This window comes from Anaerosporobacter sp., assembly GCF_965301125.1.
In genome coordinates this window covers 1-12,649 of the sequence record NZ_CBDLAM010000117.1, presented here as the reverse complement: position 1 = coordinate 12,649, position 12,649 = coordinate 1, and the positions used below count along the sequence as shown (strand labels likewise).

Annotated in this window: 13 protein-coding genes; all 13 read left to right on the top strand. The window is 36.2% G+C overall.

Annotated features, from left to right (window positions below; all coding sequences use genetic code 11):
• The first annotated feature begins 86 nt into the window (after nt 1-86).
• Complete coding sequence (locus ACW2QF_RS12935) at nt 87-1,181, top strand: iron-containing alcohol dehydrogenase family protein (protein WP_455716424.1); 1,095 nt, start codon at nt 87-89, stop codon at nt 1,179-1,181.
• A 1-nt stretch (nt 1,182) separates the two neighbouring features.
• Nucleotides 1,183-2,295 (top strand): histidinol-phosphate transaminase, encoded by a 1,113-nt coding sequence (gene hisC, locus ACW2QF_RS12930; RefSeq protein ID WP_455716423.1) that lies wholly within the window; start codon nt 1,183-1,185, stop codon nt 2,293-2,295.
• Complete coding sequence (locus ACW2QF_RS12925) at nt 2,292-3,413, top strand: ABC transporter substrate-binding protein (protein ID WP_455716422.1); 1,122 nt, start codon at nt 2,292-2,294, stop codon at nt 3,411-3,413. Before hisC ends, ACW2QF_RS12925 begins: the two co-directional genes overlap by 4 nt.
• Nucleotides 3,414-3,418: 5 nt before the next feature.
• Nucleotides 3,419-4,237 (top strand): ABC transporter ATP-binding protein, encoded by an 819-nt coding sequence (locus ACW2QF_RS12920; RefSeq protein ID WP_455716421.1) that lies wholly within the window; start codon nt 3,419-3,421, stop codon nt 4,235-4,237.
• On the top strand, nt 4,234-5,208 hold the full coding sequence (locus ACW2QF_RS12915; RefSeq protein WP_455716420.1) for an ABC transporter permease: 975 nt from the start codon (nt 4,234-4,236) through the stop codon (nt 5,206-5,208). The genes ACW2QF_RS12920 and ACW2QF_RS12915 overlap by 4 nt, the downstream gene beginning before the upstream one ends.
• Before the next feature lie 26 nt (nt 5,209-5,234).
• Nucleotides 5,235-6,182, top strand: coding sequence for an ABC transporter permease (locus tag ACW2QF_RS12910; RefSeq protein WP_455716419.1), 948 nt, complete (start codon nt 5,235-5,237; stop codon nt 6,180-6,182).
• Nucleotides 6,176-6,955: an ABC transporter ATP-binding protein gene (locus ACW2QF_RS12905; RefSeq protein ID WP_455716418.1), complete on the top strand. Its 780-nt coding sequence runs from the start codon at nt 6,176-6,178 to the stop codon at nt 6,953-6,955. The genes ACW2QF_RS12910 and ACW2QF_RS12905 overlap by 7 nt, the downstream gene beginning before the upstream one ends.
• An 84-nt stretch (nt 6,956-7,039) precedes the next feature.
• The gene (locus ACW2QF_RS12900; protein ID WP_455716417.1) at nt 7,040-8,107 is read left to right on the top strand and encodes an ABC transporter substrate-binding protein; all 1,068 of its coding nucleotides are present in this window, start codon (nt 7,040-7,042) and stop codon (nt 8,105-8,107) included.
• Nucleotides 8,108-8,143: 36 nt separating this feature from the next.
• Nucleotides 8,144-9,133 (top strand): PLP-dependent cysteine synthase family protein, encoded by a 990-nt coding sequence (locus ACW2QF_RS12895; RefSeq protein ID WP_455716416.1) that lies wholly within the window; start codon nt 8,144-8,146, stop codon nt 9,131-9,133.
• Nucleotides 9,134-9,170: 37 nt separating this feature from the next.
• A complete protein-coding gene (locus tag ACW2QF_RS12890; RefSeq protein ID WP_455716415.1) occupies nt 9,171-9,569 on the top strand; it encodes a DUF4418 family protein in 399 nt (132 codons plus the stop codon).
• Entirely contained in the window at nt 9,566-10,762 is a 1,197-nt protein-coding gene (locus ACW2QF_RS12885; RefSeq protein ID WP_455716414.1) for an ABC transporter permease, read from the top strand. Before ACW2QF_RS12890 ends, ACW2QF_RS12885 begins: the two co-directional genes overlap by 4 nt.
• Nucleotides 10,759-11,532, top strand: coding sequence for an ABC transporter ATP-binding protein (locus ACW2QF_RS12880; RefSeq protein WP_455716413.1), 774 nt, complete (start codon nt 10,759-10,761; stop codon nt 11,530-11,532). Before ACW2QF_RS12885 ends, ACW2QF_RS12880 begins: the two co-directional genes overlap by 4 nt.
• A 2-nt stretch (nt 11,533-11,534) precedes the next feature.
• Nucleotides 11,535-12,524, top strand: coding sequence for a D-cysteine desulfhydrase family protein (locus ACW2QF_RS12875; protein ID WP_455716412.1), 990 nt, complete (start codon nt 11,535-11,537; stop codon nt 12,522-12,524).
• The last annotated feature ends 125 nt before the right edge of the window (nt 12,525-12,649 follow it).

Here is a 12,649-nt window from a genome sequence, read left to right as displayed (position 1 = left end):
CGCACGGTGGTGTGAGAGGTCGGGAAATTTAGTTGAATTTCCCTCCTACTCGATTAATTTCCATGGTCAATTAAGGAGGATATCGATTGGAAATAAAAACGCCGAATTTATACATTAATGAAGTTGATGCAATTAATAAGATTGGGAAAATAATAAAAGGTGAAGTAAGTCACCCACTTATTGTATGGAGTAAGAGTGCTAAAAGGGTCACTGAAGATAAGATTGCGACTTCTTTGGAGGCAGAGAAGATATCATACGCAGAAGTTCTTTTTGAAGGATTTCCTACTATAAAGAGGGCTGAACAATATGCTAAGAGAGCAATAGAAGAAAAATGCGATGCAATTTTAGCAGTTGGCGGGGGCAAAGTTATGGATGTATCAAAGGCTGCTGGGAATAAAGCAAAAATCAAAATTATTACCGTACCAACCATAGCGGCAACATGTGCTTCTTGGGCAGCAGTTTCCATTATCTATACAGAAGAAGGAGATTTTGAACAGTTCGTGATTAATAAGAAAACTACGGACATTATTATTGCGGATACAAAAATTATTGCCCAGGCACCGGTAAGATATATTAGAGCTGGTATCGTAGATACGTTGGCAAAATGGTATGAAACAGCTGCTAGTGAAAGAGAAAACGATGAATTCTCTAATAGTATTGCAGTATTAAATTCAAAAGTTGCATTGGATTTCCTACTAAAGAATACCACGAAAATAATTCAAAATATCCAAAACGGAATTATAGATGATTATGTGAAAAAAACCATAGACGCGATTATCTACATTGCGGGAAATGTGGGAAGTTATGTGGGAGACAGGGCATTTTCTGGATTTGCACATCCATTTTATCACGCAGCCAGAAGAATACCGGAAACTAGAAATCTATTACATGGTGAATTAGTGGCTGTGGGACTTTTAATTCAGGCTGTATTGGAAGAAAGAAGCGAAACAGAAATCAAGGATATAATTCGCCAATTCGATGAAATTGGTGAAGCATTTACGCTAGAGGAGAGCGGGTTTGGAACAAATACAAGGGAGAAATTAGAAATTGTGGCAAACAGAATTATAGGGGAGTTTGGTAGCTCCTCAGTATTAAAGCAGCAGGATATAGCTGATTCCATTATAAGTGCAGCAATACTAGCTGATAGTTATGTAAGAGAAGTAAGAAAAGAGGTTCTGTGATATGGCGATGGTTAAAGAACGTAAAGTATTAGAAGTAATTTCAAACTATACGCCAGCAAGAACTATAGAATCTGTGTGTAAGAGTTATGGAGTTAATAGTATCGTAAAACTTGCAGGAAATGAAAATCGATTGGGATGTTCTACTAAGGTAGTGGAAGCACTTTTAGAAAATAAGAATCAACTTTCTTACTATCCAGACTCCAATTACACAGTTTTAAGAGGAAAATTATCAGCTATACATAATGTTTCTGGAGAAAATCTGATTTTCGGGAATGGATCCTTCGAACTGATTTCTCTTGTAGCACAGGCGTATTTGGAGCAAAAGAGTGAGTCCATTATTCCAACCCCTTCATTTGGTTGGTATAGTAATGTAACACTTCAGGCAGGTGCAAAGCCGGTGTTAATACCGCTAAAGAATTATGTAGTAGATCTACAGGGTATAAAAGCTGTAGTTACTGACAAGACAAAAGTAATATGGTTATGTAATCCTAACAATCCAACTGGAACTGTATTACCTGTGAATGAACTTTTAACATTTATAGAAGAAGTACCTGAGCATATTTTGATTGTGTTAGATGAAGCTTATGTTGATTTCATTGAAGGTGAATACCTTGATACCGTAGAGATTGTAAGAAAGCATAGGAATGTAATCTTGTTAAGAACTTTTTCTAAACTTTACGGTTTGGCATCTTTACGGATTGGCTATGGGATTGCAGCGGAGGAAGTTATTACTAATTTACAAAAGGTTAGACTTCCAGTTAACGTAAATTACGCTGCTGTACTTGCTGCAGAGGTAAGTCTAGAAGATAAGGAGTTTAAAGAAAAGGTATTAAAGGCAAACAGAGAGGGCTTACGTTACTATTACCTAGAACTGGATAAATTACAACTTAAGTATATAGAATCAAGCGGGAATTTTTTGTTAGTAGAGGTGGGCTTAGATGGAAAATATGTGGAGGAAGAATTTCTGAAACGAGGATATATGATTCGTAACGGAGAAGAGTTTGGTCTAGATGGATTTATCCGTATTTCTATTGGGAGAAAGGAAGAAAATGAGAGAGTAATAGAGATATTAAAAGAAATTTTAATATTAGCCTCAGATGGGAGGAAATCATGAAGACTTTTGAAAGAAGAGTAACACTTTTATTAACAGTACTACTTACACTATGGAGTTTAACTGCATGCTTGAAAGAGAAGGATAAGGAGGTAAGTTCCCGTTCTAATCAATACTCTTTAAATGTTGTAACTTCTGCAACATCGGCATTAAGTAATCCACTTGTACAGGTTGCAAAAGAAAAGGGGTATTTTTGTGATTACGGTTTGTCTGTTAAAGAAACACCATTAGAAATGAATGGAGTTTTTGAAGCATTAAGTATTGGTAAGGTAGATACCACTTATAGTCAATTAATACCTCCTCTTAGTTATGGAGCACAAGGAGCTGATGTTGAGCTCTACGCAGGAACCATTTCAGGTGGAATGTGTGTGATTACTACTAAGGAAAAGGCAGAGGAGTTAGAGGATTTGAAAAATTGGAAAGGAAAGAATATTGGTGTTATTCAGTTATCTACTTCAGAGATGGTGACAAAGTATGTACTGGGGAATAAATACAATTACAAGAAAGGTACAGATATTAACTATACATTAATTGAAAATTATCCTGCAATTGTTCTTGCGGTAAGCAAAGGAACGATTGATGTAGGGTTTGTTTCATCAGAGTATCTAGAAAGTGCTTTGGATCAAGGCCTTGAGTATCTATTTCCATTAACAGCGGTTTTAGAAAATTATGTATGCTGTCGTCAGACCGCATATAAGAAGTCCTTTGAAGAGAATAGAGATGCCTATGTGGCTTATCTAAAGGGGCAGATTAGAGCGTATAAGGATCTTACCACAGACGAGGATGGTACTGTGAAGTCACTTGTGAAGGAAACCGGAGAAACAGATGATTATATAAGAACGTATGTATATGATTATGAAGCAAATGCAAACAGAAAATATAATCCTGATCCAAATTACAACGGAACATTAGCTGTTTATGAAACATTACTTGATTGGGAATATGTCGAAGATGGAATAGAGCTTTCTACTTTTTATGATTTATCGGTATATGCACAGGCATTAAATGAAATTATAAAAGAGCATCCACAAGATACGTTCTATAAGGATATGTGGACGTTTTTTGAAGAGAACAACAATAATTATCCTAATTTTGAAGAGACATTTAAGAGGGTATGGTGATTAGTATGGCTGAAACATTAATTGAGGTTCGGGATTTGGGCCTTATATATGAGAAGGAGAAAGAAACCTTTCAAGCATTAGATCATATAAATCTTGAGATTCACAAGGGAGAATTTGTATGTATCATTGGCTCAAGTGGTTGTGGAAAAAGTACATTATTAAGTGTCTTAGAAGGACTCAATAAGCCGACAACGGGGGAAGTGCTCATTAATGGAAAAGTAGTGAATGGTGCAGGTCCAGAACGTGCAGTAGTGTTTCAGAATTATTCTTTGTTTCCATGGTTGACTGCTAGAGATAATGTTGCATTCGCAGTGAGAAAAAGTAGGAAGAAGCTTCAAAAGATTAGAAAGAAGGAATCACTTGAAATTGCAGATGAATTCTTAGAACGAGTACAATTACAAGGATTTGCCAATAAGCTTCCGGGTGAATTATCTGGAGGGATGCAACAAAGGGTAGCGATTGCCAGAGCATTAGCATGTAACCCACAGATTCTTCTTATGGATGAACCGTTTGGTGCAATTGATGCAAAAACCCGTGAGAATCTACAACAATTATTACTAAAGTTATGGCGCGAGGATAAAAACAAAAAGACAGTTGTGTTTGTAACCCATGATTTAGACGAAGCTTTGTTACTAGCGGATAGAATTGTATTCATGGTACCAAAAGGAGTTCATCAGATATTAGATGTTGATATCCCACGTCCAAGAAGTAAAGAGAGCCTATTTGATAATAGCGAATATAGAAGGCTTCATGGAGAATTAGTGAAACTGTTTTATAAGGAACATATATACAAAGAAATTGGTGGAGAAGAGGTGATAATATGAGTGATAGCACAGTTGTTATACATAAAAAAGAGAAAACGGGAGTGCATTCAATTATAACTAAGATAATCAATATCCCTAATTTCTTATTTGTACTTATCTTGCTCTGCTTTTTATTACCAAGTAAATATGGCGAAGAGATGCGTATTGGCATTAAAAGCCCGAAAGCCTTTATGGTAGTTCTTGTTTTGATCCAATTAGTATTTGTCATTCAGTTATTTCAGAATAAGAGAGCAAAGGCAGCAAAGGACATTGTGGCGTTTATATATTTCGTATTCTTAATATGGGAATATTTTGTGAGTCGAAGAAATGCCTTACCATATGCGTTTATTCCTGCTCCTGAGAATGTATTTCACGTATTTGTAGAGGATTATAAAACAATTTTCAGGGGTTTTTGTAGTTCCATGTATCTGTTATTAATTGGACTTTCTTCTGCAATGGTGTCCGCAGTTATTCTAGGAACGCTTGTAGGTTGGAGTGAACGTCTTCGAAGTGCAATTTATCCAATTGTAAAGGCTATTTCTACTGTACCTGCTCTTATTTACACTCCTTATGTTGTACTTATTATGACTACATTTCGCTCAGCCTCATTATTTGTTATATTTCTTAGCATCTTTTGGGGAACCTTCATGGGAACCATTAATAATACCGCATTTGTAGAAAATAGAATTATTAATTCTGCAAGGGTGTTGAATTTATCCACTTTTTCCATTCTATTTCGTATTATTATACCATTTAACATGCCTCGAATTATTAACTCACTACCCATACATCTGGCGACCGCACTCATGACATTAACCGCTGCAGAGATGATTGGTGCGGAAAGTGGCATGGGGTTTTATGTCAGGGTTTTGTTAAATTATGCCAATTATACAAAAGCAATTGCTGGAATTATCTTCATTGGTGTGGTGGTTACAATTTTGAATGGATTTGTCAATCTTGCAAAGAAGAAATTTGTTAATTGGGAATATTAGAACTTAGTAAGGTAAGGAGGAAAGTTATGAACCAATTGAAAAAAGTATTACCGATTTTATCAATCTTGTTTGCGATTTTACTACATAAGGTAATTCCAGATTCGAAACTTCATCCATTGGCCAGTAAGCCATACTATACATATTTTTTGATAGCGGTTTTGATCATCTATCTAGTGTTTTATGTGACATCATTTTTTCGTACTAAATTGGAAGAGAGATTAACAGAGAAAGCACCGCTCTTTGCTGGAGCTGTATTACTAATAAATGTGATTAATCTAGTGACTGTAAAGTTTGTATTGCTGCCAGTATTGTTCTTTCCGTCATTGGATAGAATTTTCGGAGTGTTTGTAGATGACAGGGCGTTACTAGGTAGATGCATTATTGCTTCTTTCAAGTTATTATTAACTGGTTTTGTTATAGGAGCAGTTCTTGGATTTGTTACGGGATTATTATTAGGGTTTAGCAAGAGGTTTAGCTACTGGGTAACACCACTAACGAAAGTAATTGGGCCGATTCCAGCAACTTCTTGGTCGCCATTAGTTTTATCTCTCTTTAGTACCTCTTATCAAGCAGCAATCTTTATGATTGCATTGGCAGTCTGGTTCCCTATTACACTGATGACAAGTAGCGGTATTCAAAATGTCCAGAATTCTTATTTTGAAGTTTCTTCGACTTTGGGAGCTGGTAGATTATATAAGATATTTAAAGTTGGTGTACCTGCAGCGATGCCACAGATCTTTCTGGGTGTTTTCTATGCCACTTGTGGTTCTTTCGTTACCTTGGTTACTGCTGAGATGTTTGGATGTGAATCTGGTATCGGCTGGTACCTAAACTGGCAAAAGAGCATGATGCTATATGCCAATGTTTATGCAGGACTTATCTTACTTGCAGGTATCTGTACCTTAGTGATTACCTTAGTATTCCGTATTAAAGATAAGATTCTAATATGGCAGAAAGGAGTAATCAAATGGTAGGAGAAATCAATATTAGCCATGTTGGTAAAACATTTACCAATGCAGATGGGTCTATGGTGACTGCACTAGATGATGTGAATTTATCCATAGAGCCAGGAACATTTATATCGCTGATCGGCCCATCAGGTTGTGGAAAAACTACATTACTTCGCGCGATTGCCGGATTAAATGTAGCGGATAAAGGTGGTATCTATCTCGATGGTGATTTAATTACAAAGCCGGGATATGTAAGAGGCTATGCATTCCAGCAGACAAATCTTTTTCCGTGGTTAAACATTCAGAAAAATATTGCTTTTGGTTTAAAGGCTAGGGGCATATACAAGGAGGAAAAAGAGGAAGTAGATAAGTACATAGATTTGGTAGGCTTAAAGGGATTTGAAAAATCTTTTCCACATCAATTATCCGGTGGTATGTGTCAGAGAGCATCACTTGCGAGGGCATTGGTGGGGCATCCAAAATTACTTCTACTAGATGAGCCTTTGGGAGCGTTAGATGCTTTTACAAGAATGATTATGCAGGATGAAATATTAAAGATATGGAAGAAACATCAGATGACCATGATTATGGTGACTCATGATGTGGATGAGGCAGTGTATCTGTCGGATAAGGTGGTAATCATGTCTGCTAGACCAGCAAAGGTAGAAAAAGTCATTGATATTAACTTATCAAGGCCAAGACAACGTGGTCAGGATGCGTTCTTAAAATATCGTACTGAAATTTTGGAGATTTTGAATTTCGCTGGGAATGTTAAAGAGTTAGATTATTACTTATGAGAATTTAAGAAGTATTTCATTGCATAAACCCTGGCTAAATAAAAATAAGAGAGCACAAAGCAAATTGTGCAGGAGGGAGATAGTATGAAACAGGTAATTAAGAAAATATGCTTGTTAATCGCAGTTGTGACAGTTTGTTATATGGTAACAGGTTGCGGTAAAGATAAGGATGCAAGTAAATCCAGTGGAACATCTGTGGTGAAGATTTTAAGGAACAAAGAGAGTTTGTGTTTAGCCCCACTTCATATTGCAATTATAAATGGATATTTTGATGAAGAGTTTGACAAAGCAGGTTTGAAATATGAATTGGTAGATTCTAATATTTCTACGATTACAGAGCAGATTAGCAGTAAAAAAATCAATGCAGGATATGGTCTGACAGGTTCTCTTATGCAACCGATTTCTAATGGTCTGGATATTGTATTTGTTACAGGACTTCATACAGGCTGTACAAAATATTACGTAAAGAATGATTCGGATATTAAGAGTCTGGACGATTTAAAGGGCAAGAAAATAGGTGTTCCATCTCTTTCTGATTCATCTGTTATCCAGTTGAAGAGAAAATTGAATGATTTGGGTTTCACAGTAAATGGAGATAAGGCAGATATTACTTTCGTAGCATATGATATGTCAGATCTTCCAGCTGCACTGGACAATGGTGGTGTAGATGCTATTGGGATTCATGATCCAGTGGCCACTACTGCAGAAGAGTCTTATAAATTTACTAAAATCTTAGATACAGGAGTAGATGAGAAGTTTGCAGATGAATATTGTTGTCAGGCATATGTATCAGGTGAACTGCTAAAGGATAATCCTGAGGGGGCAGCAGCTTATGCAAGAGCTATGCAAAAAGCAGCAGCATTTATTGAAGCGGAGCCAGAAGAAGCAGCAAGACTACAAGTAGAAAATGGATATATGCCGGGAGATGCAGAGCATAATGGTGAGATTTTAGCCAGTTTGAATTACACCCCTTCTGTTTCCTTAGGGCGTGAAACTTTTAGTAAGTCCTTTGATGAGTTACAAAGTTATGGTGACATAGACAAATCTTTAGATAAAGATGAGTTTGTCAATAAAGTTTATAAGAGCCTTGATGGTGTGCCGAATTCTGTGACATATGATCCGGAAACTAAGAAGTTTACAGAGCGTAATTAAAATAATTTAATAATTATATAATTGGAGGAATTTAATATGGGTAAAATTAATAAATCCATTACGGAGTTAGTAGGTAACACACCATTATTGGAGCTGGTAAATTATGAGAAACAGAATGATTTGGATGCGGAATTGGTAATCAAAGTTGAGTATTTTAACCCAAATCAAAGTGTAAAAGATCGTATTGCTTTATCTATGATTGAAGATGCGGAAAAGAAAGGCATTCTAAAGCCAGGCGATACCATTGTGGATACTACTAGTGGTAATACAGGAATTGGTCTAGCGGCTATTGCGGCAGCAAAAGGTTATAAATTCCGTGTATATATTCAACCTCAGGTCAGTGAAGAAAGATTTAAAGTTATTCATGCGTTCGGTGGTGAAACCATTAAACTTACAGAGGAACCAGGGCTTGCCAAGATTTTGAAAGAAACAAATGGTGATTTTGTTGCTGCGATAAAATATTTGGAAGAAGAAATCATATCAAAGGATCCAAGTGTTGTTTTTGTCAATCAGATTGCAAATCCAGCAAATCCACGTATTCACCTTGAAACTACCGGACCGGAAATATGGGAAGATACCAATGGAAAGGTTGATATTTTCGTAGCAACTGTAGGTACTGGTGGAACAATTACTGGTGTAGGCGAATTCTTAAAATCTAAGAATCCAGATATTAAAGTCGTAGGTGTACAGCCAGGACCAAACTCACTACCAAGTGATGAGGTACCAGTACCTGAGCATGAGATTACAGGAGTACATCCATTTTCGGCGGATGTACCTAAGAACCGAATCCCAGCTACTTTAAACCAAAATATTTATGATGAGATTATTACGATAGAGGCATTAGATGCTTATGCGACGGCTAGAGAAGTAGCAAAAAGCGATGGCATATTACTTGGTGAATCTTCTGGTGCTGCTATTAATGCAGCTACCCAGTTAGCTAAACGGCCAGAAAATAAAGGGAAGAGAATTGTGGCAGTAACAGCAGATACAGGACTACGATATCTATCCAGTGGTTTGTTTGAATAAGAGGATTTATTGATTTGAATTCAAAAGGAGGCTCACTATGAGTAGAAGAATATTTGGGATAATTAATGTGATAGCAGGAGGACTATTATTTATAGCTCCATTAACTTTTTTGCATCCTTGTACAAAGAAAGTTATGTTATGCACATATAGTACCAGAGCGGTTGTTTTGCTTTCGCTTATCATTATTGCACTAAGTGTGACAAGAATTGTGATAAATCAAAGAAATAGTGATATTGCTTTAAGTCTAATCACCATATTGACAGCAGTAGAAATGATACTTATTCCGGCAAAAATCATTGGTGGTTGCCATATGAAGACTATGGCTTGTCAGGTGAGAACTTTTCCGGGGATTTATATTATTAGTGTTTTGATTATTGTGATTACGGTGATTTCTATAGCGGTAGAATATATCCGTAAAAGTGGAGAGACGTCATGATGACAATACATAGGATGGCAATACAGAATCTTAGTCATCAAAGATTTAAATATGGTATTTTACTTATATTGGTTGTAATTACATCCATTGGGATCTTTGCAGGAGGATTACTAGTACATAATATGAAAGATGGTCTGGAAATTACCAAAGAACGAATTGGAGCAGAAGTAATCGTGGTACCAGATGGTTATGTCGGTGTTGTGGAGGAAGCTTTGTTTAAGGGAAAACCTTGTACTGTCAATTTTGATGATTCGTGGGAGAGCAAATTGAGTCACATCGATGGAGTGAAACGTTCAAGCACACAAGCATATTTGGCTACTCTTTCCGCAGATTGTTGTGATAACGCAATACAGTTAATTGCCTTTGATATCCAGTCTGATTTTTCAGTAGGACCATGGATGCGTAAAAATGGTATCCATAAACTTGACAAGAATGAGATTATTCTAGGAAAAAATATTGGAAATAAAGTGGGCGATAAGGTAAAGTATTTCGACAGAGAATTCACAGTAGTGGATGTACTTGAAGAAACAGGTATGGGTTATGATTATTGTGCCTTTATTTCGTTTGAAGCAGCCAATGAAATTGCCAGTAACGATTTATATAAGAATATCATATCCTTTAAAGAGGGAGCAGCTTCTATGGTTTTACTAGATATAGAGGACAATGCCGATGCGATGGAGGTAAAGGAAGAAATACAGAATAAATATGGAGAAGAAGGTGTCAGTGCTTATGCTGTCAGTTCATTGATTAAAGACTATGCGGTGCAGATGGAACAGTTTCAAGTTTTTGCTGTTATCATGGATGTTTTTTTGATTTTATTAGCAGTGGTTTCTATTTTCGCGATTATTACGCTTACTTCTTATCTAAGACGTAATGAGATTGGAAGTATGTTATCGGTAGGGATATCAAGAACGGAAATCCTTCGTGTTTTTCTTTTAGAATATGTTATTGTCTTTGCAGCAGGAATAATTGTGGCAGTTTTTCTGGTTGGACTATTTGCTTTTCCGCTACATACACAGATTCGTTTAATGCTTAATGTGCCATACCGTCAAATTGATATCTTGGATTTTATCAAATTAGTGGTAGAGACGGCAGGTATCAATGCTATTGTCTTTTTGGTAGCATCTGCATATTCATTTTTTAAAATCAGAAAAGCAGATCCGGTGGAACTGATAAAGGAGGTAAATAGATGAAACTGCAGGCAAAAAAGGTTTCAAAAACTTTTATCAGAAAAGGAAATGGGGAAAAGATTGCTTTAAACGAAATTAGTTTTACTCTTAAAGAGGGAAGTTTTTGTTGTATTACCGGAGAGTCAGGAAGAGGAAAATCAACACTTCTGAATATACTAACTGGTTTGCTAAAACCATCTTCTGGTAAGGTGTTTATAGATGGTAAAGAACTTTATGGTGATTATACAGAAAAACAAAGAACCGAACTTCGAAACCAAAAAATAGGTTATATGATGCAAGGAGCTGCTTTATTAGAAAACCTAACGGTATATCAAAATATTGTTTGTCCACGGGAAATTAAAGGTCAGATAGTGCCTCGTGAGACAGTGGATGTAATATTGGAAAAATTAAATATATCATCTATTCAAAACTCTTATCCATCAGAAATTTCAGGAGGAGAATATCGAAGAGTCAGTCTTGCTAGAACGTTGCTTCATAACCCAGAGATTCTAATAGCCGATGAACCGACTTCTAATCTGGATGAGCAGAGTGCATCAGTCGTAAGAGAAGTATTGAGGGAATACTGGCTTACTGGAAAAAGCGTTATCGTAGTTACCCATGATAAAAAATTTGATATGAATTTTGACAAGAAATCTCTAGATGATAAAAACTTTTTAAATAATAAAAACTTTACAGATGATAAGAATTTTTTAGATAATGAGAAATTCCTAGAAAGGCAAAAACAAATAGGAATCAATTATTCAACGATTACATTAGATGGTAAGGAGGAATAGATATGGTGCATATTGAAAAATTAAATCTGGCTTTTTTACCTACTCCAATTCAAAAGTTGAATCATCTTTCAGAAGAGTTAGGAATTGAGATTTGGATTAAGAGAGATGATTTGACAGGGGTTGAAACCTCTGGTAATAAGATTAGAAAATTGGAGTTTACAGTAAAAAGGGCATTGGAGAAACAGGCAAAAGTAGTGATTACATGTGGAGGAATTCAGTCTAATCATTGTCGTTCAACAGCTGCTGTGGCTGCAAAACTGGGGTTACACTCACATTTGGTACTACGTATTGATGAAGAACCGATTGTAGAGGGGAATTACTTTTTAGACAAAGTATTGGGAGCTACTGTTACTTTTATCAGTCGTAATGATTATTCTAATCGTCGCGTTGAGATTATGAAAGAAATTCAGGAGGATTACAGAAAGAAAGGAATTGAGGCATATGTGATTCCAGAAGGTGCTTCGGATGGAATCGGTAATTTAGGCTATGTGGAAGCAGTCAAGGAAATATTGAATCAGGAGCAAGAACTAGGAATTACTTTTGATTCAATAGTATGCGCGGCTGGTTCTGGTGGAACGTTTGCTGGCTTGTTTCTGGGAACCAAGTTATATGCACCAGATAGACAGGTATTTGGTTTCAATGTTTGCGATGATGCTCAATATTTTAGAGATGTGTGCGAACGAATTTGTGGCGATACTGCTAAAATCCTAGAAACAGATATCACAATTAAGCCACAAGAAATGCAATTTATAGATGGCTATAAAGGAAAGGGATATGCCATTTCAAGTGAGGAAGAGTTGAAATTTATCACTGATATAGCAAGAAAAGAGGGTGTGATTTTGGATCCAGTATATACAGGTAAGGCAATGTATGGCTTTTATCAGGAAGTGAAGAAAGGAAACCTCACTGGCATTAAAAATGTATTATTTATTCATACTGGTGGACTATATGGTTTATTCCCTAAACAGGAGCAATTTGTTCCACTTTTATAATATGTTAATCAAAACTCCCATTTAAATAGGGCGCCTATGGTATAATAATTTTGAGAACGGAATGGACTTGAAAGAAGATGACTCCGACACAAGATCGAAATCATCTTCTAAATACAGCAATATAT

What these genes read in the sequence shown, in the direction of transcription:
- hisC (WP_455716423.1), top strand. Translation starts at nt 1,183, where the DNA reads ATGGCGATGGTTAAAGAACGTAAAGTATTAGAAGTAATTTCAAACTAT.
- ACW2QF_RS12925 (WP_455716422.1), top strand. Translation starts at nt 2,292, where the DNA reads ATGAAGACTTTTGAAAGAAGAGTAACACTTTTATTAACAGTACTACTT.
- ACW2QF_RS12920 (WP_455716421.1), top strand. Translation starts at nt 3,419, where the DNA reads ATGGCTGAAACATTAATTGAGGTTCGGGATTTGGGCCTTATATATGAG.
- ACW2QF_RS12915 (WP_455716420.1), top strand. Translation starts at nt 4,234, where the DNA reads ATGAGTGATAGCACAGTTGTTATACATAAAAAAGAGAAAACGGGAGTG.
- ACW2QF_RS12910 (WP_455716419.1), top strand. Translation starts at nt 5,235, where the DNA reads ATGAACCAATTGAAAAAAGTATTACCGATTTTATCAATCTTGTTTGCG.
- ACW2QF_RS12905 (WP_455716418.1), top strand. Translation starts at nt 6,176, where the DNA reads ATGGTAGGAGAAATCAATATTAGCCATGTTGGTAAAACATTTACCAAT.
- ACW2QF_RS12900 (WP_455716417.1), top strand. Translation starts at nt 7,040, where the DNA reads ATGAAACAGGTAATTAAGAAAATATGCTTGTTAATCGCAGTTGTGACA.
- ACW2QF_RS12895 (WP_455716416.1), top strand. Translation starts at nt 8,144, where the DNA reads ATGGGTAAAATTAATAAATCCATTACGGAGTTAGTAGGTAACACACCA.
- ACW2QF_RS12890 (WP_455716415.1), top strand. Translation starts at nt 9,171, where the DNA reads ATGAGTAGAAGAATATTTGGGATAATTAATGTGATAGCAGGAGGACTA.
- ACW2QF_RS12885 (WP_455716414.1), top strand. Translation starts at nt 9,566, where the DNA reads ATGATGACAATACATAGGATGGCAATACAGAATCTTAGTCATCAAAGA.
- ACW2QF_RS12880 (WP_455716413.1), top strand. Translation starts at nt 10,759, where the DNA reads ATGAAACTGCAGGCAAAAAAGGTTTCAAAAACTTTTATCAGAAAAGGA.
- ACW2QF_RS12875 (WP_455716412.1), top strand. Translation starts at nt 11,535, where the DNA reads ATGGTGCATATTGAAAAATTAAATCTGGCTTTTTTACCTACTCCAATT.